Annotated in this window: 20 protein-coding genes and 1 pseudogene; 5 read left to right on the top strand and 16 right to left on the bottom strand. The window is 54.4% G+C overall.

What is annotated here, in order from left to right:
* Positions 1-41: 41 nt before the first annotated feature.
* Complete coding sequence (locus tag DFQ01_RS26600) at positions 42-248, top strand: hypothetical protein (RefSeq protein ID WP_245946899.1); 207 nt, start codon at positions 42-44, stop codon at positions 246-248.
* Here DFQ01_RS26600 and DFQ01_RS26605 read toward each other — a convergent pair.
* Together DFQ01_RS26605 and DFQ01_RS26610 are read right to left on the bottom strand one after the other, a co-directional pair.
* A complete protein-coding gene (locus tag DFQ01_RS26605; protein ID WP_110046974.1) occupies positions 245-430 on the bottom strand; it encodes an H-type small acid-soluble spore protein in 186 nt (61 codons plus the stop codon). The genes DFQ01_RS26600 and DFQ01_RS26605 overlap by 4 nt on opposite strands.
* The gene (locus DFQ01_RS26610; protein WP_425452448.1) at positions 431-652 is read right to left on the bottom strand and encodes a hypothetical protein; all 222 of its coding nucleotides are present in this window, start codon (positions 650-652) and stop codon (positions 431-433) included.
* A 162-nt stretch (positions 653-814) separates the two neighbouring features.
* Between DFQ01_RS26610 and ku the strand changes: the two genes are divergently transcribed.
* Positions 815-1,831 (top strand): non-homologous end joining protein Ku, encoded by a 1,017-nt coding sequence (gene ku / locus DFQ01_RS26615; RefSeq protein WP_110046975.1) that lies wholly within the window; start codon positions 815-817, stop codon positions 1,829-1,831.
* 160 nt (positions 1,832-1,991) lie between these two features.
* On the opposite strand, the gene DFQ01_RS26620 is transcribed toward ku, so the two are convergent.
* The 8 genes and pseudogenes from DFQ01_RS26620 to DFQ01_RS26655 all read right to left on the bottom strand — a co-directional run bounded on the left by DFQ01_RS26620 (position 1,992) and on the right by DFQ01_RS26655 (position 17,485).
* Entirely contained in the window at positions 1,992-2,972 is a 981-nt protein-coding gene (locus tag DFQ01_RS26620; RefSeq protein ID WP_110046976.1) for an ATP-dependent DNA ligase, read from the bottom strand.
* 1,115 nt (positions 2,973-4,087) lie between these two features.
* A pseudogene (locus DFQ01_RS26625) lies at positions 4,088-5,407 on the bottom strand (DHA2 family efflux MFS transporter permease subunit); the annotation flags it as partial.
* Positions 5,317-5,544 (bottom strand): MbtH family protein, encoded by a 228-nt coding sequence (locus tag DFQ01_RS26630; RefSeq protein ID WP_110046978.1) that lies wholly within the window; start codon positions 5,542-5,544, stop codon positions 5,317-5,319. The gene DFQ01_RS26630 and the pseudogene DFQ01_RS26625, both read right to left, overlap by 91 nt.
* Positions 5,537-12,763, bottom strand: a complete 7,227-nt coding sequence (locus tag DFQ01_RS26635; RefSeq protein WP_110046979.1) for an amino acid adenylation domain-containing protein — start codon at positions 12,761-12,763, stop codon at positions 5,537-5,539. Before DFQ01_RS26635 ends, DFQ01_RS26630 begins: the two co-directional genes overlap by 8 nt.
* A 12-nt stretch (positions 12,764-12,775) precedes the next feature.
* Positions 12,776-13,738, bottom strand: a complete 963-nt coding sequence (locus DFQ01_RS26640; protein ID WP_110046980.1) for an isochorismatase family protein — start codon at positions 13,736-13,738, stop codon at positions 12,776-12,778.
* A gap of 46 nt (positions 13,739-13,784) precedes the next feature.
* Positions 13,785-15,416 carry a (2,3-dihydroxybenzoyl)adenylate synthase gene (locus DFQ01_RS26645; RefSeq protein ID WP_110046981.1) on the bottom strand — a complete coding sequence of 544 codons (1,632 nt, stop codon included), beginning with the start codon at positions 15,414-15,416 and terminating at the stop codon, positions 13,785-13,787.
* 26 nt (positions 15,417-15,442) lie between these two features.
* Complete coding sequence (gene dhbC / locus DFQ01_RS26650) at positions 15,443-16,672, bottom strand: isochorismate synthase DhbC (RefSeq protein ID WP_110046982.1); 1,230 nt, start codon at positions 16,670-16,672, stop codon at positions 15,443-15,445.
* A 24-nt stretch (positions 16,673-16,696) separates the two neighbouring features.
* A complete protein-coding gene (locus DFQ01_RS26655) occupies positions 16,697-17,485 on the bottom strand; it encodes a 2,3-dihydro-2,3-dihydroxybenzoate dehydrogenase (RefSeq protein WP_110046983.1) in 789 nt (262 codons plus the stop codon).
* Between the two features lie 233 nt (positions 17,486-17,718).
* Here DFQ01_RS26655 and ligD point away from each other — a divergent pair, with 233 nt between their 5' ends.
* The 3 genes from ligD (at position 17,719) to DFQ01_RS26670 (ending at position 20,266) form a co-directional block, all read left to right on the top strand.
* The gene (ligD, locus tag DFQ01_RS26660; RefSeq protein WP_110047025.1) at positions 17,719-18,618 is read left to right on the top strand and encodes a non-homologous end-joining DNA ligase; all 900 of its coding nucleotides are present in this window, start codon (positions 17,719-17,721) and stop codon (positions 18,616-18,618) included.
* Positions 18,619-18,748: 130 nt separating this feature from the next.
* Positions 18,749-19,744 (top strand): M23 family metallopeptidase, encoded by a 996-nt coding sequence (locus DFQ01_RS26665; protein WP_110046984.1) that lies wholly within the window; start codon positions 18,749-18,751, stop codon positions 19,742-19,744.
* Between the two features lie 21 nt (positions 19,745-19,765).
* Positions 19,766-20,266 (top strand): bactofilin family protein, encoded by a 501-nt coding sequence (locus DFQ01_RS26670; protein ID WP_110046985.1) that lies wholly within the window; start codon positions 19,766-19,768, stop codon positions 20,264-20,266.
* An 81-nt stretch (positions 20,267-20,347) separates the two neighbouring features.
* Here the strand turns inward: DFQ01_RS26670 and DFQ01_RS26675 are convergent, their stop codons facing one another.
* The 6 genes from DFQ01_RS26675 to DFQ01_RS26700 form a co-directional block, all read right to left on the bottom strand.
* Positions 20,348-21,145: an ABC transporter permease gene (locus DFQ01_RS26675; protein WP_110046986.1), complete on the bottom strand. Its 798-nt coding sequence runs from the start codon at positions 21,143-21,145 to the stop codon at positions 20,348-20,350.
* A complete protein-coding gene (locus DFQ01_RS26680) occupies positions 21,138-22,052 on the bottom strand; it encodes an ABC transporter ATP-binding protein (RefSeq protein ID WP_110046987.1) in 915 nt (304 codons plus the stop codon). Before DFQ01_RS26680 ends, DFQ01_RS26675 begins: the two co-directional genes overlap by 8 nt.
* A 122-nt stretch (positions 22,053-22,174) precedes the next feature.
* Positions 22,175-22,504 carry a hypothetical protein gene (locus DFQ01_RS26685; RefSeq protein WP_146216928.1) on the bottom strand — a complete coding sequence of 110 codons (330 nt, stop codon included), beginning with the start codon at positions 22,502-22,504 and terminating at the stop codon, positions 22,175-22,177.
* 147 nt (positions 22,505-22,651) lie between these two features.
* The gene (locus DFQ01_RS26690) at positions 22,652-23,140 is read right to left on the bottom strand and encodes a hypothetical protein (protein ID WP_110046989.1); all 489 of its coding nucleotides are present in this window, start codon (positions 23,138-23,140) and stop codon (positions 22,652-22,654) included.
* Between the two features lie 105 nt (positions 23,141-23,245).
* A complete protein-coding gene (locus DFQ01_RS26695) occupies positions 23,246-23,650 on the bottom strand; it encodes a hypothetical protein (protein WP_110046990.1) in 405 nt (134 codons plus the stop codon).
* Between the two features lie 5 nt (positions 23,651-23,655).
* Positions 23,656-24,129, bottom strand: coding sequence for a hypothetical protein (locus DFQ01_RS26700; protein ID WP_110046991.1), 474 nt, complete (start codon positions 24,127-24,129; stop codon positions 23,656-23,658).
* Positions 24,130-24,200 lie beyond the last annotated feature (71 nt).

Genomic DNA, 24,200 nt, shown 5'->3' on the forward strand with positions numbered 1-24,200 from the left:
AAGCTGCATTTTATAACCTGCCTATTGGAGGAATGCAATCGATGAGTGCGAAGAAGAAATTCGGAGCGAATCGCTCTGCGAAAGAGAAAGCGAAGTCCATCCTGACAGGAGCCGGACGCAATGAATGGACCCGGAAGCCGCAAACGCAAGTCATTAAGAATAGGAAAGCAGAACAGCGCCGTACGTGGTGCCGCAAAGGCATCGACGATGGCGCTGTTTCATTTTACCACATAAGAATATGCAGTTAACCCTTATCCTCCACGAGTCGATCCACTGACACTGTATGCGTGTTCTGTGGCGTTCCTCCAACTTGTACCGTTGCCATGCCATTCGCCTCGTCGACGGACTCAATCCACACCGGCTCGCCTTCCAGCTGAACGCCGATCGTACTGGATGATTCGTAGATTTGCTTAGCGCGTCTAATATCCACTTAGTTATCCTCCCCTACAATCGGACGCTCAAGCGTCTCCATGTAATCGGTCGTGGAAGCATCAATCAGGCCGTTATGCGTCGTCACCTGACCCCCGCCAAGTCCTTCATTCACCATCCGGTCGATATCCATCTCGTAGCTGCTTCGTCCGTCGTGCCAAGCATCGGTGTCTACGTCCCGTCCTTCTAGCTCGCCCGTGTTCGGAATGCGGTCCATTGCCATGGTTGCTCTGACAACCTCCTTGGGAGATAAGTAATTGAATGTGTTTGTCGTTGCTTTGAGGCACCAGCCTTCTTGAAAAATATGCCCTGAGCGGTTGAATCTCATGCATTGCGGGAACGATGGTAATAAGAAAACGCGATGAGCGCAATGGAGGTGCTAGCCATGCATACGGTGTGGAAGGGCGCAATCAGCTTCGGACTTGTACATGTTCCTGTCAAAATGTTTTCCGCCACCGAGGATAAGGACATATCGCTGCGAATGATTCATAAGGAATGCGGGAGTCCCATCTCGTACGTGAAGACATGCCCCGCCTGTGAGAAAGAAGTCGCCATGGACGACATTGTGAAAGGCTATGAATTTGAGAAGGGCCGCTTCGTGCTGCTCGACAAAGACGATCTGGAATCGATCGGCGGCGAACGGTCGAAGACGATTGCTATTCTGGATTTTGTGGCGCTGTCGGATATTGATCCGATCTATTTCCAGAAGACGTACTTTCTGGCGCCGGACCAAGCGGGCGGCAACGCCTATCATCTGCTGATGGAGTCGATGCGGGATACGGGCAAGATCGGCATTGCGAAGGTCTCGATTCGGCAAAAGAGCTCGCTCGCCGCAATTCGCGTCATGGGCGACTGCCTCGCAATGGAGACGATCTACTACCCAGACGAGATTCGCTCGGTGCAGCAAGTGCCTGGCTTGAGCGACGTACAGACGAAGCCCGTTAATGATAAAGAGCTGATGATGGCCAAAATGCTCATCGAGCAGCTGTCGACGCCATTCGAACCGGACAAGTATACGGACGATTACCGCGCCCAGCTCATGGAGCTCATCCAGCACAAAATCGCTGGCGAGGACGTCCGCATCGCGCCGCAGGCGGAGCAGACGAACGTCCTCGACTTGATGGCTGCGCTGCAAGCCAGCCTCGAGGCTGCGCGCTCGACACCAGCCGCGGAGGCTCCGCCAGCAGTTGCCGCTGGGCCGATCATCACGGCCAGCGGCGCAGGCGATGCCGGCGCGGCCGCTGCGAAGCCCGCCGCGAAGCGCAGCCGCAAAGCGGCAGGCGCCGCGGACGTGACCGCGGCGGGGCCGATCGCCAGCGATGCTGGCATCGGCAGCGCGGCGCCGGATACGCCAGCGCCGAAGCCGCGCAAGCCGCGGGCGCCGAAGAAGGCGGCACAATGAGGCACAAGGGCGTCCCGCCGGGACGCCCTTGTTATGTTTTTTGAACCGCGCAGCATGTTGCGATCGCCGTTGACAGCGATGATTGGGCCATTAATGAAATAGGATGCATTGGAAGCAAGGGTCACCATAGCGGGTGCCATATGGCAATTTCCGGCTCAGATCATTCAGGATGCGGAAATCTTGGCAGCTCGGTCAGGGGGGCAGGGAGCAGCGCTTCGATCATGGGCTGGCGGAGCTGGCGGCCTTCTTGCCAGCGCCATTCGGCGTAAGAGAGCCGCATGCTGAGCAGCGGCTCGACCCAGACGGCGCCAGCCATGTCACGGTGACGTTGAGCGAAAGGGCAGGTATCACGGCGGATCGGCGCGAACACATCGGCAAGCGCCGCCCATTCGGACCGCTTCAATCGCCCGGTGCCGACTTTGCCGATAAAATGCAGCTTGCCCGCATCGTCATACACGCCCGCAACGAGCGCGTTAACGATGCCGCCGTTGGTCGTGTAGCCGCCGATGACGGCGATAGCGTCACCCCAGTGTTTGATTTTGAGCCAACGGTTATCTTTGCAGCCGAGCGAATAGATGCTGTCGGCTTTTTTGGCGACAATGCCTTCCAGCTTCTGCGTCTTCGTCACCTCCAGCAATAAAGCGCCGTCGGAGTAGGACGGTACCACCTGTACTAAACCGCTCTGGGCAATGAGTTCGTTCAGCTTGTGTTGGCGTTCTGCCAGCGGCTTCTCCATCCACCATTGCCCGTCGCAGAAGAGCAGATCGAACACCATGTAGGTGATCGCCACGTCGCGCGAAGCCTGCTGCACGCGATCCAGCCGCCGTATGCCATCCCTTCGCATGACCTCGTGAAACGATGGTTTCCCATCCGGGCCGAGCGCAATAATTTCACCATCCAACAGCACCGATTGAGCTTTGCAATACGAACGCCAATCCAGCAGCTCCGGGTATAGATCGGTCCGCCGATTCCCATGACGATTGAACAGCTCGCAACGGTCTCCATCAGCATAGACGAGCATCCGCACACCGTCCCATTTGATCTGATACAGCCAGTCCCCGCCATCCGGCAGACGATCTGCCGTCACCGGCTCAAAGGGCTCAATCGGCTGATCAACATACCACGCCCGTTTCTTCGTCATCCACGCCCTCGCCCCTTCCTACTACTGACACAAACAGTATCGTCGGAACTGGCTGGCGGCAAACGCGATATCTGTCCCCCACAGAGGCACACTCCACCCACCTCTATCTGTCCCCGACAAGAGACGCGCGTCTACCCCACCCGCCTCCGCTCTAACGGACTGAGAGGACGCTATTCGCGAGTAATCAATTCGCTAGGATTCTAGCGGACTCAGATGCGCTTATGTGATGGGTTTTCTCGCATGAAGACCGATTTTCGACCAAATAACGCCTATGGAGTCCGTTACAACTCAAATCGAGTGTTCTAGTGACAACTAGCGTTGCTGTGGTCCGTTACAGGAGTGCAGTGTACGAACTAGTGATATATGAACAAGAGATATGCGAACAAGACATGTACAAACAATAGATATTCCTCACAAGTGGCGCGCGTCCGCCCACCTCTATCTGTCCCCCCACAAGAGACGCGCGTCTACCCCACCCGCCTCCGCTCTAACGGACTGAGAGGACGCTATTCGCGAGTAATCAATTCGCTAGGATTCTAGCGGACTCAGATGCGCTTATGTGAGGGGTTTTCTCGCATGAAGGCCTCTTTTCGACCAAATAACGCCTGTGGAGTCCGTTACAACTCAAATCGAGTGTTCTAGTGACAACTAGCGTTGCTGTGGTCCGTTACAGGAGTGGAGTGTGAAACAGTTTGTACTCCACAGCGGGCGCTGTAGTCCATTACAGAGAAAGCGTGTTCTAGAGATAGAGATAGAGTTAAGCTGACGGGAGTGAGACACAGAAGAAGGCATCCGCCGGAACGAGGTTCCAGTGGATGCCTTCCCTCTTACTTAATAGGATTGCCCCTCACCAACTACGGCGATGTTCTTTTTGCCTGGACCGCCACACCAGCACCAGCAGCGGCACCAACAGCGCCACTCTCGTCAACGGGCTTCGTCCGCGGCTTCATCGTTCGCTCAACGTCGGCCTTGCGGATTCGCTGCGCCAGTCCGCATGCGATCAACAGCAGAACGGCAGCGCTGAGCAGTGCGGCATGATAGGCGCCAAGAGCCGTCGGCTCGCTGGCAGCTTCGCCGCCCGTTCCCGCTGCTCCTAACGCACCTAATATGCAGACCAGCAGCGTCAATCCGATGCCGGATGACAGCCGATTTTGCACCGTGAACAAAGCGGCAGCTCCTCCCATTGAAGCAGGCGGGATATTCGCGAAGATCGCGAACTGGACGGAACTGACGACATGACCGAGACAGAAGCCGCACCATAGCAGCAGTCCTCGGATCAACCATGGGCTCGTATCAGCAGTGACGCTGCAGAGCAAGCCATAACCGATCGCAGCAGAGATCAGGCCGCACGTAATGACGAGACGCGGACCAAACCGATGATAGGACCTTGCCACAACCTGAGAGGCTATCATTAATCCGAGCGCCTCAGGGAAAGTGGTCAATCCGCTGTCGAAAGCGGATGCGCCTAGTGCATCCTGATACAGCAGCGGGAATACATAGAGCATGCCAAGTAACCCTGCGGCGGTGCAAGCCGATATGAGCATCATCGTGCGGAACAACCGTTCCTGCAGCAGCCGGAGCTGCAGCATCGGACTGCTTACTCGCAGCTCATAGACGATGAGAGCCGTAGTACTAGCTGCACCGATTATAAGTGCTGCGATAATGGACACGTTAGACCATCCCGCAGAAAAGCCGCTATTAAGCGCATAGACGAGACCCCCTATGCCTAGAGCGGCCAGCAGGAAGCCAGTCCAATCCATTCGGCCTGTATGCTGTCCTTTGTAATCCTGAAGATAGAAATAAGCGAATAAGACAGCTACGATGCCGATCGGAAGGTTCACATAGAATACCCATCGCCATGTCAGATAGTCGACGCAATAGCCACCGATGATTGGGCCAAGGGCTGGCGCGATCGCGATCGGAAATACAAGGTACCGCGACAGCTTTGTTCGCTCCGCTGGCGGGAAGGTACGGAACAGTATGGTCATCGCCACCGGTGTCAACAAGCCTCCGCTTGCTCCTTGAATGATACGGAACAGCGTCAGCGTGCCAAGGTCAGCAGTTAGTCCGCATAAGACGGAGGACGTCGTGAACACGATAAGAGCGAGTACAAAAATCTTTTTCGTCCCGAATCGATCGCCTAACCATCCTGCCACCGTGAGCATAATGGCTAGACTGACCATGTACCCGACGTTGATGGTCCCTGTCGCCGAAGGCGCCGTGCCCATATCATGGCCGATAGCAGGCAGCGCAACATTCAACACATTGGCATCCATCGCAACCATGAACATGGTTGCCACGTAGACGATGCATACGATTAGTTTGGTATTATCCCGGGCGATCATCATACTTCTTGGGCATGAAGTGCAGACGTAATCCGCCCCAAGCTCCTTGGCTTCAAATCTGTCCAATGCGTGTTGATATAGGCAACACATGCTTCTCGCGCTTGTGTATCTACGATAACCTGCCAGCCGGCTGGCACCTGTATAAAGGAAGGCCACAGCGAATATTGCCCTTCTGCGTTCATTAGCACATGGAACGTTCCTGCCGCTTGCTCGAATGGATTAGTCATGGCTCAGCACCCCTTCTTTCGTATAGTCAGACGTATTCTTCATCTCTTCCAGCTTGCCTGCCAGCAGCCCGCCAATAATCGCAAGCGGCTCCGGCTGGCACATGTCCTTATGACGGCAGGCAATATCATGCTGCTCGATCCGTCCGTCGATATACGGCAGCCATGTTTCTGGTGCGATTGGCGTGAACCATTCCGGAATGATCGTCGATCGGAAGAACAGAATATCGCCGCTATAGCGCTTCGGCGTGTAGGCTGCCATGATGCTGACGGAATTCACATACGTATCTTTCAAATTCATAATCGTCTGCTCCTCCAAGCTGGCAAGCGCACTGCCGTCACTGCGCAAAATGTCGACCGCACTGGACATCGTCAGCGGCTGGTCTCCCATACTGTCCGGATCGTAACCACCCAAAGCGAGCAGCGCAATAAGCGCTTCCCTCTCATCAGGGCCATCCTTCAAGGGAAGGAAATGGCTCGGATACGAATCCAGCATCGCCAATAGCGCGACCTCTTCCCCTTCTTCTTGAAGCTTGACGGCCATCGCATGCGCGACGTTGCCGCCAAGCGACCAGCCGGCTATATAGTACGGACCTTCAGGCTGCACTTGTCGAATATGCGCCAGGTAATCTGCCGCCATCTCATCAAGCGACTGGGGAAGCTGCTCCGTACGTTCTGCTATGCCTCGCGCCTGCAGGCCATAGATCGGATAGTCAGATGATAGCGACCGCATGAGTCCTGCGTAGCACCAGCTTAAACCGCCGGCTGGATGGACGAAGAACATAGGCGCATGTAAGCCTCCCGCACGAAGCGGCAGCAGGACGTCCAACGCACTGCCGCTGTCCCCCATCTTCAGCTTCTCGGCTAGACCCGCCACATTCGGCGCCTCGAATAAACTGCCGATGCTAAGCTCCACGCCGAGCGCCTCGCGAATACGACTCATCAGCCGTACGGCCAACAAGGAGTGGCCGCCCAGTTCGAAGAAGCCATCTTCGATGCCGACACGCGGCAAGCCCAGAATCTCAGCGAACAGATCGCATAAAATTTCCTCTTGCGGCGTTCTTGGTCCAACACCGGCTGTGGACACCGAGTAGTCCGGCGCTGGGAGCGCCTTGCTGTCCAGCTTGCCGTTAGGCGTAAGCGGCATTACCTGCATCGGAATGTAGACAGACGGCACCATATAGTCAGGCAAGCTGTCCGCCGTCTGACGACGAATTGCTGCGGCATCCCACTCCGCATGTTCAGCTGATACGATATAGGCGACTAGCCGCCTGTCGCCAAGCTGGTCTTCGCGCACAATAACTGCGACCTGCGCGACATCGGGATGACGGGCAAGCGCGGCTTCGATCTCGCCTAGCTCAATGCGGAAACCTCGAATTTTCACCTGATGGTCAGCCCGACCGATGTAATCAAGCGATCCGTCTGCCGTCCAACGTGCAAGATCGCCCGTTCGATAGAGGCGAGTGCCCGGCTTTCCGAATGGATTAGCAATGAACCGATCGGCGGTTAGATCCGGCCGACGCCAGTAGCCTCTCGCGAGTCCGGCTCCGGCTACGTATAGATCGCCAGTCACTCCCGGAGGAACGGGCTGCAGCTCGCTATCGAGCACGTAGAGCTGAAGATCTGGAATCGCTTGACCGATTAATGAATTCCCTCTTGCTGTTAGTGCTTCTCGATCCAACGCTTTGTAACTGACATGCACGGTCGTTTCAGTAATGCCGTACATGTTAATTAGCCGAGGCGAATCGATCTCGTGCCGTTCATACCAATCCTCCAATCGCCGAAGCTCCAGCGCCTCCCCGCCGAAGACAACGTACCGCAGCGACAGCAGTCGTCCGACAGCTGGATTCTCCCTGTCAGCCTGCATCAGTTGATAAAAAGCAGATGGCGTCTGATTAAGCACCGTTACTTGCTCATCGACCATCAGTTGCAAGAATTCGGAAGGCGAGCGGCTGATCGTATGCGGAACAACGACGAGGCGGCCGCCATAGAACAACGGACCCCACAGCTCCCACACTGAGAAGTCGAATGCATAGGAATGGAACAACGTCCACACATCTCCCTGCTGGAACTCGTACCAATGTGCGGTTGAGCTAAACAGCCTCACTACGTTCTGATGCGGGATGACGACCCCTTTCGGATTGCCTGTAGAGCCGGATGTGTAGATCATATAGGCTGGATGCTCAGGTCGCAGTGGCGCGATCCGGTCCAGATCGGACGGGTTCGCATCCGAATAGTGCAGAAGAAGCTCGACAGCTTCCGGAGAATCCATAGTCATCACCGGCAGAGCATGAGCTTCCGGCAGCTTGTTTACTGCATCTGTGCTCGTAATCAAATAGATTGGCTGCGCATCCGCCATCGAATACGCGAGTCGATTGGCCGGATAATCGGGATCGAGCGGCAAGTACGCGGCGCCTGCCTTCAGCACCGCCACGATGGCGACGACAAGCTCCAGCGACCTTGGCAGCGCGAGCGCGACGAATGCCTCTGGGCCTGCGCCTTGCTGGATCAGATGATGAGCAAGTCGATTGGCCTTCCGATTCAGGTTGCGGTAGCTGAGCGATGCGGCTCCGTACGAGACAGCCGTCGCTTCAGGCGTGAGCAGCGCTTGGCGCTCGAACCATCCTGGAATCGTAACAAGCGAAAGCGAATCGGCATGATCGAGCACAGGCTGCGATACTGGCGTATTCCACTCGACAAGGATGCGTCTCCGCTCCTCTTCAGACAGAAGCTCCAAGCGGCCGATGGGCTGATCGGGATGAGCTGCAGCAGCGGCAAGCAAGCGAACGAACCGAGCTGTCGTCGCTTCGACGGTCGCCTTCTTGAACAAGTCGGTACTGAACTCGACGAGACCGTGAATGCCGCTAGGAGAACCCTCTCGACCACGGCGATCCGTCAGCTCGAAGGTAAGATCGAACTTCGCAGCTCCAACCGTATTCAGATGCAGGCTGCTTTCGACTCCCGGCAGCTCTAGCATCGGCTCCGGCGTATTTTGGAAGGCCAGCATAACCTGGAATAATGGATGCCGAGCGCGGGACCTTACCGGGTTCAGCACCTCTACTAGACGCTCGAATGGAACATCCTGATTCTCGTAAGCCGCTAGATTCGTCAGGCGTACGCGATCGAGCAGCTCTCGGAAAGTAGGGTCGCCCGACGTATCCGTTCGAATGACAAGTGTATTAATGAAGAAGCCGACTAAATCTTCAAGCGCATCATCATTGCGGCCTGCAATCGGACTGCCGATCGGAATATCCGTTCCAGCTCCCAATCTTGTGAATAGCGCTGCGAGTCCGGCTTGCAGCACCATGAACAGGCTCGCCTTGCCATCCTTCGATAATTGGAGCAATTGTCCGTGCAGATTGGCATCGATGAAGAATTCAATCGTATCCCCTTCGTAGCTTGCTGCCGCCGGGCGCGGGTAATCGGTAGGAAGCTCCAGTTGATCAGGCAGACCGCGCAGTTGGTCAGTCCAGTAGTTCAACTGTCTTGCAATAAGGCTGTTATCGCTCTTATCTCCCAACAGCTCATGCTGCCATATCGCATAATCCGCATATTGCACGGACAGCGGTGTCCATTGCGGAGCCTCACCGTTGAGGCGGGCCATATACGCAGTCGTAAGATCGCGTGTCAAAGCGCTAAGAGACCATCCATCGCCAACGAGATGATGCAGCAGCAGAAGCAATACATGCTTGTCGCCGCCAAGCTCGAAGAGCTGCACGCGCATCGAGATTTCGGAAGCAAGATCGAAACTGTAACGAACAGCCTCCGCAAGATCAGCCGGAATCCGTTGTTCATTAGAAGCCGTTACGATTAAGTCAAGCTGCGCCGATTGCGAATCTAGAATGTGCTGCCGCGAAGTACCCTTCGATTCTGGGAAAATTGTCCGCAGCGTCTCATGTCGAGCGAGCAGATCATGAATTGCAGCCTGCAGCGCTTCCTTGTCCAGCTCGCCTGTGAGATTCGCGACGAGCGGAATATTGTAGGTTGGGCTTGGTCCTTCCAGTCGGTACAGGAACCATAACCTTTGCTGCGAGAACGACAGCGGAATTGCGGCCGGACGAGCAGCCGGACGAATCGCAGACCTTGCCTGCTGTGCTGTATCCAGACGTTTGGCTAGTCCGGCGACGGTCGGCGCTTCGAATAATTGACCGATGCCCAGCTCAACACCGAAGCTGTCCCGCACTCGAATCATCAATCGGCCAGCCAGCAAGGAATGCCCGCCAAGCTCGAAGAAGCTGTCGTGAATACTCACTTGCGCTACAGCCAACACCTCCGCGAACAGCTCGCACAATATCATCTCTTGGGGCGTTCTAGGCTTGCTCCCATCCGTAATCGAACCAAGATCAGGCGCAGGCAGCGCTTTGCGGTCGATCTTGCCATTGGGCGTCAATGGCAAACTGTCCAGCATGACAAAGGCAGACGGCAGCATGAACGCAGGCAGATCATTCTCGATCGATTGGCGAAGCTGCCCCGCTTCCGGCATCTGGCCGGCAGTCGGCACGATATAAGCTACCAGTCGCGGATCGCCGGGATGGTCTTCTCGAACGATGACGGACACCTGCCCGACACTCGGCTGCTTAGCGAGCGCTGCCTCGATCTCACCCGGCTCGATGCGGAAGCCGCGAATTTTGATCTGATGATCGGCCCGGCCGATGTAGACGAGCGAGCCGTCCATGCGCCATTGAGCCAAGTCGCCTGTCCGATACATCCGGCTGCCCGGCTCGCCATAAGGGTCTGCAACAAACCGCTCACTCGTTAGATCCGGACGACCCAAGTATCCTCTTGCCAAGCCAAGCCCTGCGATGTACAAATCCCCGATAATGCCTGGCGGTACAAGCTGCAGCGCGCTATCAAGCACATACACCTGCGTGTTCCAGATCGGCTTGCCGATTGGCGGGTTACCATCCTCCTGGTCAAGCGCAGCCGTCGTCGACCATATCGTCGTTTCGGTAGGACCATACATATTCGTAATGCTGCATCCGGCCAGCTGCAGGTTCTGTTTGAGGGTGATCGGGAGCGCCTCTCCACCAACAAGCACCCTCAGCCCGCGAAGTGATTCGGCATCATAAGCAAGGAGCGATTGCCATAGCGTTGGCGTCGCCTGCATAATCGTCGCTCCAAAGCTGCGGATCATGGCGGATAAAGCCGCTGGATCCTGAACGGTGGATTTGGAAGCTAGTACGATTTGCGCACCATTCAGCAATGGCAAGTAGATTTCAAGCGCTGCAATATCGAAGGCGATCGTCGTTACGGCCAGCAGTCGATCTTCCTTGCGCAAGGCGAATTGATCCTGCATCGAACAGAGGAAGTTCGTTAAATTGCCATGCGAGATGACCACACCTTTGGGCTTGCCCGTCGAGCCCGACGTATAGATGACATACGCAGGATGAAGCAGCGAATGCTGGCGGTGTCGCCTATCCTCGCTCAAATTCGTATGTGACTGACGAAGCAGCTGCTGTTGTGTGACTGGAGCGTCAATAACGATGATGGGAGCTGCGCTGCCGATCTTCTGTTCGAAGCTGGTATCGCTGCTCGTAATGACAGCAATCGGAGCCGCGTCCTCCAGCATGTATTTGATTCGATCCGCCGGATAGTCGATATCGAGCGGCAAATAGGCAGCGCCTGATTTCATGATCGCTAACATAGCGACAACCATATCAGTTGAGCGAGGCAAAACAATCGCGACGATTCGCTCTGGCCCTGCACCATGCGCAATTAACTCGTAAGCCAAACGATTCGCCCGCGAATTGAGTTCGTCATAGCTAAGCACATTACCGTCGACGAGGAGGGCAGACGCATTCGGACTGCGGCGCACCTGCTCCTCGAATAAGGAGGGAACGGACAGCGGCGGAACATTGCGAGCGGCAGCGTTCCACTGCTCGATTACTTGATTGCGTTCATCCCCTAGCAGCAATCCTACCAATCCAATTGCCTGATGCTGCTCCACCGCTGATACATATTGCCCTAGAAAATGCATAAAGCGCTGCTGGTGAGCAGCCACCTCCTCCATGCTGTACGCCGTCGGATTCGCATCCATATCGATACGCAGCCCTTCGCCGTCTAATCGGTCATAGACATTGAAGGACAAGTCGTCCACCGGTCCCGCCGACAGGTTGCGCGCTGTTGCTTGCAAACCTGCGAATGTGAGGCCGTAATCGAACGGCATCAGATTAACCTGCGGACCGAACAGCCGTCGATTATCGCCCAGCAGCTTCAGATCCCGGCGCAGCTCCTCCTGACGGTAACGCTGATGCTTCCGCGATTGGCGAATCGCGCTCGCCGCCTGCTTCATCAGCTCGTCAGCCTTCATATCGGCACGCACAGTCAACCGGAGCGGTATGATGTTCATGACCATACCGGGTGTACGGAGCGAGACGGAGCCCATCCGATTCATCACGGGCACAGCGAGAATGATATCCTCCGCCTGCGTGAGCCGATGAAGATACGCAGCAATCGCAGCAATAACGAGTTCCGTCCAGCTCGCGGAGCTGCTCTGCGCAGCCGCATACATGCGTTCGACGGCAGCCCGAGGAAGATAGTCTGTCCGACGGATAAAGCTGCTGCTCATCTTCGGTGCACGGTCGGTTAAAGTAACCGCCTCTGGTTCATCAGCGAAGCGTTCCATCCAATACTGGCGATCCTGCACATACCGCTCCGAGGATCGATATTCCTGATCCTCTTCCACAATCGCGCGGAGCGAGCCGAAGGCCCCCTCTTGCTGCTCACCGCGCTGGACGAATTGCGTATACAGCTCTGCCGTTCGGCGAACAATCAGCGAGTAACCATATCCGTCAATGACGATATGATGGATGCGCTGGTACCAGAGATAACAATCGGCCGCAACCTTGAACAACGCCTGCGTGAACAGCGGCCCTTGCCGGAGATCAATCGGCCGCTGCAGATCAGCTTGCATCCAAGCTTCGGCCTCCGCCTTAGCTCCAATGTCAGCGCTCCAGTCGGACTGCTGAAGCTGCCAGTCGAGCCTGTCTTGGATTTGCTGCCACGGCCCATGCTCATCCTCACCGAATTTGACCCGCAGCGCTTCCGCCTCCAGCATCGTCTGATGCAGCGCGCGTTCGAATAAGGCACAATCGAGCGTGCCATGAATCTCGATGCATTCACCGGTATTGTATGCCCAGCTATCGGGATCAAGCTGCTGCGCAAACCAAATACCGGACTGCGCGCCAGACAGAGGTAGTCGAGTTTGTTCTAACGTAAGCATAGACAATCGAATCTACTTCCCTTCCACGAGGCAGTAATCAGTATTCGGCAGTGTCGGCACGAGCTTCGAGATGAGCAGACTGCGCCAATGCGCGAGCGTTGGACGTTCCGCCAGCTCGACGAAGGACACATCAGCTCCATTGCGGCGCCATTGCTCAACGAGCCGCATGACGCGGACCGAATCCATCCCCCATTCGTTAATGAGATCATCCGTATCTTGAAGATTGACAGGCGATTCATCGAGCAGCTCTGCGACCTGCTTACGCATCGCCTCCAAGCTGAACAGCTTCAGATCAACACCTACTGAGCTGGCATCTGCAGCGGGCTCAGCCTGGACTGGCAGGCTGCCAAGCGACTCTAATAGACCAGCTGTCGTTGTCGTCACCGCACAGCGACGTGCCGCATAGTTCACCGCCATCATATGTTCCTCAAGCGTGAAATCAGCCACCGCGTCAGCAACGAGGAATGGCTCAATCTCTTGCATGAACGCATCGCATGTCGTCATCAGAACGCCGATATGCGCATAGATGCCGCAAATAATAAGCTGATCTCTCCCCTGCTCCTGAAGCATCTCGAGCAGATTTGTCTTGCGAAACGCATTGTACCGCCACTTCGTCATCACCGTATCACCGACAGAAGGCGCGATCGCTTCGACGATTCGCTGCTGTGGGCCCTCCTTCATGCCTGGTCCCCAGATGTACGTCTGAAGACCGCGATCCTCAGGTCTCTGATCACCTGGCTGTGCCGAATAGATGACTGGAATGCCCTGCTCTCTGCAAGCGGTGCGCAGTTGATCAATATTCGCCAGCAGCTCTACAATCGGCGACTGCTCCGGAGTGAATGCGTCAACGAAATATTGCTGCATGTCGTGGATTAATAAAGCACAGCGCGACGGAGCGAGCTTCCATGGGGCGCGGTTAGCCGGAAGATCAGCCTCCTTCGGCATTGGATATGGCATTATTGCTGGCAAAGCCATGTTAATTCCCTCTTTTCTATTGATAGTCATAGTCATCCATTCATATCTAACGCACAGCGATTGGAGGCGAGCTCCGCTTATGTGCGATCATCTCTCGCAATGCTTTCTTACTGACCTTCCCTACGCTCGTTGTCGGAAAAGCATCAATAAATTCGATTCGGTCCGGAATCTTGTAGCTGGCGATTCCGCGCTCGCGCAGGAACGACTTGATCTCCGCAGCTCGAGGCTGATTGCCCCTCGCTATAATAAATGCGCAGGTTCGCTCCCCGAGAAAATCATCTGGCATCGACACGACAGCAGCATCATGTACATCGGGATGGGCGAGCAAATGGTTCTCGATCTCCTCCGCCGCAACCTTGTCGCCGCCCCGATTAATCTGATCCTTCGCGCGGCCTTCCACCACCAGATAGCCGGACTCGGTCAGCATCACAATATCGCCCGTCCGATAGAAGCCATCTGAGGTGAACGCCTTCGCGTTGTGTTCCTCCGCCTTGTAGTAACCACGGATCGTATAAGGTCCGCGCGTTAACAAATGGCCTGCTTCTCCTGGTGGCACAGGCTGATCCTCATCATCTACAACCCGAACTTCATCCCATTCAGACATCGGCTTGCCTTGCGTATGGATAATGACTTCCTCAGGGTCATCCAGCCGCGTATAGTTTACGAGCCCCTCCGCCATGCCGAATACTTGCTGCAGCGTACAACCAAGCGAAGTCCGTACACGCCTAGCAGCCTCCGCGCTGAACTTGGCTCCTCCAACCTGCAGCACCTGCAGGCTCGATAGGTTGCAGCTTCGCGTTCCAATCGCCTCGATCCATACGATCGCAAGCGGCGGCACGAGTGCTGTAATGGTGACCTTCTCCTGCTCAATAAGTGCGAATGCTTCATCTGGGCTTGGCGTCAGCGACAGGACGACGGTACCTCCCGCATATAACGTTCCGAGCACGCCGGGCGAGCTCAGCGGAAAGTTATGCGCGACAGGCAGTGCGGCCAGGTAGACGCTCGACGAATCCAACTTGCACACCTCTACGCTCTTCTTCAAGCTATACATGTAGTCATCATGCGTTCGGGGAATAAGCTTGGGCAGTCCAGTGCTGCCGCCTGACAGCTGCATGAAAGCAACTGCACTCGACTTCACGTCCGGCAGTTGAATCGGCTCCATATACAGTCCATTCAATTCGACATGGCCGCTAAAGCCAGCATCTCCAACGACGATGACGTGCTGCAAGGTCAAAAGCTTGCTCTTCACTTCACTCGCCATCGGTCGATAGTCGAATCCAGCATGTGTATCCGGAATAATGTAAGCTGCCGCTTCCGAGAACTCACAGAAGTAGCTGATCTCACTGCTGCGATGAAGCGGAAGTGCGAATATAGGCAGAGCCCCTAATCGGAACAACGCGAATATAACATCAAAGAACTGCGATATATTCGGCAGCTGTACGACAACACGATCCGATGGCTGAATACCAAGTGCGCTGAATCCAGCAGCAAGACGATCTACCCTGCGGTCAAGCTCCTGATACGTTAGGCGATGCGCCCCTCCGACGATAGCGACCTGATCGCCGTGTGCCGCAGCGCGATTGCGCAGCATCTCACCGAATGTAAGTCCTTCCCAGCACCCCGTTTCCCGGTAAAGCTCAGCCAGTTGCTCGGGCCAAGTGGGGTAAATTGACGACATTAATGATCCCTCCAGTGTCTAGTTGGTTATAGCTGATTGTGGTGTAAGCCTAGTGCATTAAGCATCGTGCGGAACTTAGCCGACGTCTCGGCAAGCTCTCCCTCGGGGGTTGAATCACTCACGATTCCTGCTCCTGCATACAAGCGAAGCGAATGCTCGTATACTTCAGCGCAGCGGATCGTCACGATCCATTCGCCATTGCCAGCGGCATCACTCCAACCAACCATGCCGGTGTAGAACCCTCGGTCATAAGGCTCGATCTGACCGATCGCCTCTCTAGCCAGCTCCATCGGCGTGCCGCATACAGCTGGCGTTGGGTGCAGTGCGGCAGCAAGCGCCAGCGAAGAGATGGACGGGTCGAGCAATTCTCCTTGAACAACGGTGGACAAGTGCCACATCGTCTCCGTCTGAATCAACGATGGCAGGTTCGGTACATCCAGCGATCTGCAAAATGGGCGAAGCGCCTCAGCGACGGCCTCAATCACGACGGCGTGCTCATGCAGATCCTTCACCGAGGACAGCAATGCCTCGCCAATGCGGCGGTCTTCTACTGGATCCTTGCTGCGAGGCGCTGAGCCTGCGAGCGGATTTGAGATCACGCGATTACCCGTCTTGCGTACGAGCAGCTCGGGACTGGCGCCTATCAGCACATTTTGCGAAGAAGAATGCCCCTGACCTCCGTGATCTTTAGGTAAATCTACTGCAAAGGTATAGCCATGCGAATTATGACGGGCCAGACTATGCAGCAGTTGACCGATTGGAATCGTGATGTTCGTAGAGGTCAAATCCAGTGCCCGGGACAATACAACCTTGGACATCTCGCCTGAGCGAAGCCGATCGATTGCTTGTTGGACGCCCTGCGCATACTGCTCGGGTCGAGGTACTGGGGTAATTCGATACGTTGGCAGTGAGTTAGATTCCGCCGGTCGTCGCGTCTCCGTATCGGAGCTGAATTGTAGTGGTCCGCCCCATAGAACCGTTGTTGGTACAACAAGCTTCGCAGGCTTCGCACGGTCGAACGGAATAGCGCCCACGACCATCGGGCTGCTGTGGTTCATTCGCGCAGCTCGACCGAGCAGATCCGAGACAGACCCGGACAGCTGCTGCAGATCACACGCACCATCGGCTTCCGTTAGCTCCATGAAAGTCCCTTCCGCAAGAAGCGTCTGATTAGGCGTCGACAGAAAAAACGCAGCCCCTGGCCGGTACCCATCCAACAATTGTGCAGTTAGCACGGTTAATGCCGATTGCTTCATTCGATTCCATGCCTCCTTCATTCGTTAAATACCTAAAGTCGCGCCGCCGTCCACGCATAGATCATGCATGGTGATGTGGCTTGCATTGTCTGAGACGAGGAACGCTGCAGCCTCCGCAATGTCTCTTGGGGAGGCGATCTTCTGCAGCGGAATGCCTAATCGGTAATCCGCCTGCGAGCCCATAATCACCATGCTTGGCCCCGAGTCGTCCTTCCGCAGCAATCTCTGCATAGCTGTGTCCGTCGAACCGGGCGACACGATGTTACAGCGAATGTGATACTGCGATAGCTCCAGCCCCAAGCACTTCGTGAACATCGTGGACGCAGCCTTAGAAGCTGCATAAGCTGCCATCTTCATTCTTGGTACGCCGGATGCATTCGAGCTGACCGTTACGATTGCACCTGATTGACGCGGGATCATCCGACGAGCAACGGTGCGGGAGACGAAGAACACCCCGTTCGTATTCACATCGAAGGTCGCCCTCCAATCGTCCTCGTTGAGCGTTGCGATGGCGCCCATTCGCAGCACGCCAGCGACATTCACGAGAATCTCAATGGGTCCTGTATCACGCTCAATGGCATCAACGATCTCCTCGATAGCTGCGAGGTTACTCACATCTGCTGAGTAAGCTCGAGAACGACGACATCCCTTGTCTTGCAGCTCTCGAACGAGGTGTCCTACGCCCTCGGCATCACGATCAACAGCCGCTATAACAGCCCCCTGCTCTGCAAGCACTTGCGCGACTGCTGCGCCAATTCCTTGAGCTGCTCCCGTGACTAGCGCCACCTTGCCTTCAATACCGGGTAGCGACATCTATGAATTCACCTCTCCTTCATATTGATAATGATTATCATAATCAAATATAAAGGACACTCTTAGCGATGACCATGTACAATCTCCAGAAAAACAATGTATTTTCTCACGATTTTTACCAATGGTTGGATGATTCGCTGACTGTATCGATCGCTGCCTATGCGGCAAAGCTGGTAATAAATCACTGTAAGTTGGGCTCGCATAATGCAGCAATGGAGAGGATGTTCGAGGATATGGCCGCTGCCAAGAAAGGAACGATCGTCATCGACGGCGAGACGATTCCAATTAGCAACCCAGGTAAACTGTTATGGCCGGAGCTTGGATTAACCAAATCCATGTATCTGGAGAAGCTGGCGATGCTGGCTCCTTATCTGCTCCACCATTGCAACGGGCGCTATATGACGACGATCCGTTGGCCGGATGGGATAACGGGCGAATCATTTTATCAGAAAAATTGCCCGGAGCCCACGCCTCCATTCGTACATACCGCGCAACAGGGAGATATCAACTACGTGCTGCTCGATTCGCTCCCAACATTGCTGTGGCTAGGTAACCTCGCCTGCCTTGAATTTCATATGTCCTTCGATCGAATCGGCGAAGCCGTGTACCCAACCGAATGGATCATTGATCTTGATCCTTCATTAGAAGTAGAGCCGCGAATTATGGAAGCAGCCGTTATCGTTGGGGATTTGCTCCGAAGCATTGGCGTCGAATCGATGCTGAAGACATCCGGCGCGACAGGTGTACAGCTGATCATCCCTTCGGCGGGCGATGTGACGTTCGACGAGCTGCGTGTGATGGGAAGGTTCGTAGGCAGCTATCTAGCGCAGGCGCATCCGAAGCTGTTTACCATCGAGAGAATGAAAGCAGACCGCGGCGATTGCATCTACGTCGATTACCTCCAGCATTACCCGGGCAAAACAATAGCGGCCCCCTATTCGCCCCGCGCGCGAGCCGGCGCGACATTGTCGACGCCGATTACTTGGGAAGAAGCGAGAGGCGGCGCGCGAATCGCAGATTATAATTTACTCACAATTGGCGATCGACTGAGTCAATTTGGGGATCTGCTCCTGCAAGCAAAGCCGCAGAAATTGCGGCCCATTTACGATTTTGTCAGCCGAAGCACCTCTTAAACTTAATCGAACAAGCTGTGCAAAGGGCGTGCACCGCACTCTATTTTGCAGACATGAATTGTAGACAGACCGAATAAATAGGATTAGAACGTTCGAATACGCACTCGCCGGCAGAAAGGAGAACAGCTCAGTGAAACGGTCACCTAAGCCGAAGTGGTCCTTCGTACTGATGCGCGGCGCAGACAAGTCGGTCCGGCAGTTCAAGGTATCCAAGCGGTCTATCGTTGCCGCTCCGGCCGTCGCCGTCCTTGCGCTGTCAGGGTGTATTGCGGCGCTCCAAATCCGCTCCGCCTTCCAGATCGATACGCTGCAGGACGAAATGTCCCAGCAATCCAATTCGTTCACCCAGACGGTGCACGGAAAAGACGACTCCATCGGAACTCTCCAGGAGGAAATCGATCGTCTGAACCGACAAACCGAAGATTTGAAGAGTAAAATCAGCGATCTTCGCGAGCTGGAGAACAAGCTTAAGGTTTTTATCGAACAATACGGGCGGCTGACGGAGACGTCCTCTTCCAGCATGCCCACAAATGCAGACTCGGCGACGCTCGAAGCGCTATCTGAGCTGCAGCAATCAAGCTCCTCCCCCACTCCCGAGGAGGCTAGAAGACTCATTGGGATCGCCGAGCAGTCGGGGCTCGATTTTCGCCAGATCAGCTCACTTGTCGATTCCATGGAATCCACGATGGAGCAGTCGGTGAAGCAGGCAAAAGCCCGCAAAGCGATACTCGATGCGCTTCCAACGGGCTGGCCGACGAAAAGCTCGTCGAAGATGACTTCGGGCTTCGGTTATCGAAGCGACCCATTCACTGGCAAATCAACGTTTCATGCTGGCATCGATATTGGAGGTAAAGTCGGCGATCCGGTATTCAGTGCAGGAGACGGTACGGTTGTCGAAACGGGTTCGAGCAGCGACAAAGGTAATTATGTCATGATTGATCATCATAACGGGTTCAAGACGGTATACATGCACTTGTCGCGCATCGAGGCTCGTGAAGACGAAGAGGTCGTCCGCGGGGAGAAAATCGGCTTTATGGGAAGCACGGGACGAAGCACGGGGGCTCATGTTCATTTTCAAATTATGCAAAAGGATGAACCGATCAACCCGCTTCGTTATTTAAGCTAACTTGTCGAAGGAGGTTCGCCAATGTTCAAGGATTCGAAGAGACTCAGCCTAACGGATACGCTGATTGGGCAAGGGACACATGCCGAGGGTAAAATGGAATGCGAAGCCGGGCTCCGCATCGAAGGCGAATTCCGGGGCGATATTGACTGCCATGGCGACGTTATTGTCGGAGAATGCGGCATCGCCCGTTCGAACATTAACGCGCGTGATGTAACGATCGCCGGTAGAGTATACGGCGATGTAACGACGAAAGGCCGTCTCACCATTACGGCGACGGGCCAAGTACACGGCAACATCAATGCGCAGTCGTTCGTCATGCAGGACGGCGGGATTTTTACCGGTGCATGTCGGATGGAACGCACTCAGGACAACAGCCGCTCCCGCCCGCTCGTCGAAGCAGATCCGGCTCCGCAGCAAGCGCTTGTGCGTGACAACAAGGCGGAGCAGCAGCATAATCATGCCCATCAGCATCAGAGTCAAGGGCAGAACGGCAAAGATAAACGGCAGCAGCAAGCCGGATAACCTATACTTACCGCGCTTCATGCGCACACAAATAAGCAGCCCGGTCATCGAGACCAGGCTGCTTATTATAGGTAACATTTATTATGACGTAATGTCACGTCTCATGAACTGCCACCAAGTGATGGCGAGGAAGACGACGTAATACACAAGGAGAATACCGAGCGAGAAATAAATGGTATGCTCATGCGTCACATCCGGTCCATTGCTCAGGTACTGCGTCAGATTACTCTGCATGAACCAGAAGTAGTCCTTCCACGGCTTGTCGATGAGCGACATAAGGCCGGCGATCGTATCGCTCATGAACATAAGGAACAGCGATAGACCGATCGACAGACCGCCGCTGCGGAATACGGTCGACAGCAGGAACGAGATCGTAACCGTCGTCAGCATCATGCTGATGAACTGAAGGCCCAGCCCTGACAATACGAATGACCACACCGATCCTGTGCTCGATTCATTCGTCAGCTCTTGCAAGGAGCCTGACGAGAAACCAAAAAACAAACCGTTCCATATGTACGTCCATACGAACAACACCGCGAGGAAGAAAATCGCGAATTGAATCACCGAGATATATTTGGACAGCAGAATCTTGGATCTAGACCAAGGGCGAATGAGCAGCAGCTTAATCGTACCCGACGAGAACTCTCCTGCTACGCTGTCTGCCGCGATAATAACGGTGAAGATCGTAACGAGCATCGTCCCGGAGAACACTTCGGAATTCAGGACCGTCCACATCGACTTCACGCCTTCGTCGAGCAATAGAACGACAATCGATGCCGCGAGCATGATGACGAGCATAATGCCCATCATAATCCACGTACGTAGACGGGAGTAGATCTTCATATTTTCATTGCGTACTAACTCCATGAAGTTACCCAACCGTCTCACCCCCCGTTACTTCCAAGAACTGCTCTTCCAGCGATTTGACATGCGGACGGAAGCCATATACTTTAAGTCCCGCCGAGACGAGCTGTGCATTAATCCATGCTGCCGTCTCACGATCCGTATCAAGCTCGATGCCTTCCTGCGTGACGACAGCCGAATGCTGAGCTAGCAGCTCCAGCGCTTCAGACGGACGATCGACCTCGAACCGATAGCGGCTGACCGCATCCTTCGCGGGACCGTCCTGCGAAATAACCCGTTCGTCGATCAGCTTGCCGTGCTGGATGATCGCGACGCGGTCGCACATCAGCTCCATCTCGCTGAGCAAGTGGCTGGATACGAACACCGTAATGCCTTCGCTCTTCGCAAGGTGGCGCAGGTAATCACGGAGTTCGCGAATACCGACAGGGTCCAATCCGTTCGTGGGCTCATCGAGGATAAGCAGCGACGGTTTATGCATAATCGCTTGTGCGACGCCAAGACGTTGGCGCATGCCGAGCGAGTACGTTTTCACCTTATCATGGATGCGCCCTTGCAGTCCGACGAGCTTCACGACCTCGTCGATGCGCTGACGCGTAATGCCCGGAACCATGCGGGCGTAGTGGACTAGATTCTTATAGCCGGACAAATATTTGTACATCTCCGGATTCTCGACGATCGCGCCGACTTGGCGAATCGCTTTCTCGAAGCTATCCGTGATGCTATGTCCTTTAATCGTAATTTCACCTTCTGTCAGCTTCATCAAGCCAACCATCATCCGAATGGTCGTTGTTTTGCCGGAACCGTTCGGTCCAAGAAATCCGTAGACTTCACCAGGGTGCAAATCGAGTGTTAGATGATCGATAATAGTCCGATTGCCGATTCGCTTCGTAACGTTCGACAATTGAACAATCGGTTCACTCATTGCTCTGCCTCCTCACATATAATTACCAATTTTATAATTATACACGAATTGGCAGCTGCAAGAAATTGATTTAAGAAAACTTAAGGTCCGCCGACACACTCGGTTGTGTGGACGGCGAACCTTCAATGGTAAAGATTTATCGTTTTCTTCTGTTCGGTCTGATCGCTCCAATACAGCGGATAATCGGAGCCTGATGCTATCCGGTGCACGCCAATTCCAGCAGCACTGCCCATGTCAGTAAGCGGCTCGATTTGAAATACTGTCGCTCCTGTATGGAGTCGTGGATGATCCGGCAGCTCGGCTGCGTGACTCTCTCTCCGCTCGCATGCGAGGCAGCATCCCAGTGGATAAACGACTCGGAAATAGCCGGTTCGGAACAAAATGTTAGCTTCTTTTTTTCTTAACAACTGATTACAGCAAACACAATAAAACTGATCGCTATATTCGTACACAGCCGCTCATCTCCGCTTATTTTGACATTTTTGTATACTATACGTATCATATTATAACGTAACTGATACAATCCGTATCTTTTAAGTTAAATTTATGACAAATATCGATGAATGTCAATAGCGACGCCCGAGTTTTGTCGTTATCTATTACTCTATCTTCCATAATAGTGACCATTCACCGTTCTCTTCCGCCACGTAGCACATTTGAACCAATTGAATTGGCCCATACAGCGTGTCGAAATCTTGCGTTACTTCAACCGCATACACATGATCCAGTTCGGTTTCTTTCCCGTTCTCTTTCAATTGAAAGCTGGATACCGATCTGGATTTGCCAATCTCGTAGAGATAGGTCTCCGACTTGAAATCCTGCATGAAGATGTGCGCACGCTTCTGGATGTATTCGTCCTTTGGATAATGTTCCTTCATTGAAGAATGCAGCAGCTCCCACGAGCTTCCGTAGTCGCCTTCCTGCTCGAGCTTATAAAATTCGTCGACAACATGCTCCGCTTCCTCGGCCCGTCCCGTTGTGAACAGCATTTGAAGCCCTTTGGTCGTCAGCCACCCACATACGATGACAATACCGATCAGAAAGAGCCATTGCTTCACAAATCGGCGTCTTCTGGATCGCCAAGCCAACAGCTCTCCCTCCCATCCAATAACGGGATTGTCCTTATTATTGTATGAGAGAGTTGTACGTTCAGAACTGCAAATATAGGGCAAGCCCTAGGAGCTGAAATGCGACTATCGCGTCGTCTCCTGTCTACGGTACAACGCATGCACATACGTCGCTCCCGGACTCATTCGCTGAAGCACCTGCTCCAGCGCACGCACAATCGCCTTGCGGATATTCGTATCCGGCTGAAGGGCACATTGGTAGACGTATAGATTGCCGTCCCTCGTTCCCAGCCGTGAATCCAAATGGCCGACTAAGCTGAAATGCCACTCATTAAATCGGAGGTCAAAATGCAGCTCCAGCTTCGAATCAGCCGGCAGTTTCAGATAGGTCATAAACTCGATGCTATCTGTGCTCAAATAGTTGACGAGCACCTTCGCCGCTCGCGTCTGCACCGACCGTCCATCGATGCTGCATATCGATACATGCGCGACCGTGCCGCTCTCCAAGCGGATTCGAATCGATCGCTTCATTGGTTTCATCCGATTACGTCGACCAGCAATCCGCGGCCAACCCCGTTATCCAGCAGCATGCTGCTGCGCTCGTAGCTCTTGCGACGCTCGTCCGTCGACATTTGCAGCCATTCTCTCAATACCAGCTGAAGATTCCAATGCAGCCGCTTAAGCTGTCCGCCCGTGAATTGGCAGTTATACATATATCCCTTCTTATCTTTGCGTCTCCATGTGATTCGACCTAACAGCATCGTCCGTCGCCCGCTGATGGTGACTTGCAGCTGAACCGTATAGTTCCCGTTAATAGGCAGATTCAGCGCCGAAACGAACTGTAAGCTAGAATCACAGATCCAAACCGGTTTTACCGCTGACTCGCCCGATTGAACGGACTTGCCACGGACGCTGTCGATCGATATGAGAACCGAAAGATCGTTGCTTGCCATCCATTCTGACTGTACTGTGCTGAGCTTACGGCCTTGTACATCAAATGCACGGGTCATTGGAATTCTCCTCTTCGCTACAGTTGGATTGGCATTAGCCTACTTAAGAGATTTTAGTGATACATTTTGTA

It is taken from the genome of Paenibacillus cellulosilyticus, assembly GCF_003182255.1.
Taxonomy (GTDB): Bacteria; Bacillota; Bacilli; order Paenibacillales; family Paenibacillaceae; genus Paenibacillus_T; species Paenibacillus_T cellulosilyticus.

Excerpts from the sequence above, each read along its gene's own strand:
- DFQ01_RS26640 (WP_110046980.1), bottom strand. The coding sequence starts at position 13,738 with ATGGCTTTGCCAGCAATAATGCCATATCCAATGCCGAAGGAGGCTGAT.
- DFQ01_RS26635 (WP_110046979.1), bottom strand. The coding sequence starts at position 12,763 with ATGCTTACGTTAGAACAAACTCGACTACCTCTGTCTGGCGCGCAGTCC.
- DFQ01_RS26695 (WP_110046990.1), bottom strand. The coding sequence starts at position 23,650 with ATGAAGCGATCGATTCGAATCCGCTTGGAGAGCGGCACGGTCGCGCAT.
- DFQ01_RS26670 (WP_110046985.1), top strand. The coding sequence starts at position 19,766 with ATGTTCAAGGATTCGAAGAGACTCAGCCTAACGGATACGCTGATTGGG.
- DFQ01_RS26645 (WP_110046981.1), bottom strand. The coding sequence starts at position 15,416 with ATGTCGTCAATTTACCCCACTTGGCCCGAGCAACTGGCTGAGCTTTAC.
- DFQ01_RS26680 (WP_110046987.1), bottom strand. The coding sequence starts at position 22,052 with ATGAGTGAACCGATTGTTCAATTGTCGAACGTTACGAAGCGAATCGGC.
- ligD (WP_110047025.1), top strand. The coding sequence starts at position 17,719 with ATGGCCGCTGCCAAGAAAGGAACGATCGTCATCGACGGCGAGACGATT.
- DFQ01_RS26620 (WP_110046976.1), bottom strand. The coding sequence starts at position 2,972 with ATGACGAAGAAACGGGCGTGGTATGTTGATCAGCCGATTGAGCCCTTT.
- ku (WP_110046975.1), top strand. The coding sequence starts at position 815 with ATGCATACGGTGTGGAAGGGCGCAATCAGCTTCGGACTTGTACATGTT.
- DFQ01_RS26700 (WP_110046991.1), bottom strand. The coding sequence starts at position 24,129 with ATGACCCGTGCATTTGATGTACAAGGCCGTAAGCTCAGCACAGTACAG.
- DFQ01_RS26600 (WP_245946899.1), top strand. The coding sequence starts at position 42 with ATGAGTGCGAAGAAGAAATTCGGAGCGAATCGCTCTGCGAAAGAGAAA.
- DFQ01_RS26610 (WP_425452448.1), bottom strand. The coding sequence starts at position 652 with ATGGCAATGGACCGCATTCCGAACACGGGCGAGCTAGAAGGACGGGAC.
- dhbC (WP_110046982.1), bottom strand. The coding sequence starts at position 16,672 with ATGAAGCAATCGGCATTAACCGTGCTAACTGCACAATTGTTGGATGGG.
- DFQ01_RS26655 (WP_110046983.1), bottom strand. The coding sequence starts at position 17,485 with ATGTCGCTACCCGGTATTGAAGGCAAGGTGGCGCTAGTCACGGGAGCA.
- DFQ01_RS26630 (WP_110046978.1), bottom strand. The coding sequence starts at position 5,544 with ATGACTAATCCATTCGAGCAAGCGGCAGGAACGTTCCATGTGCTAATG.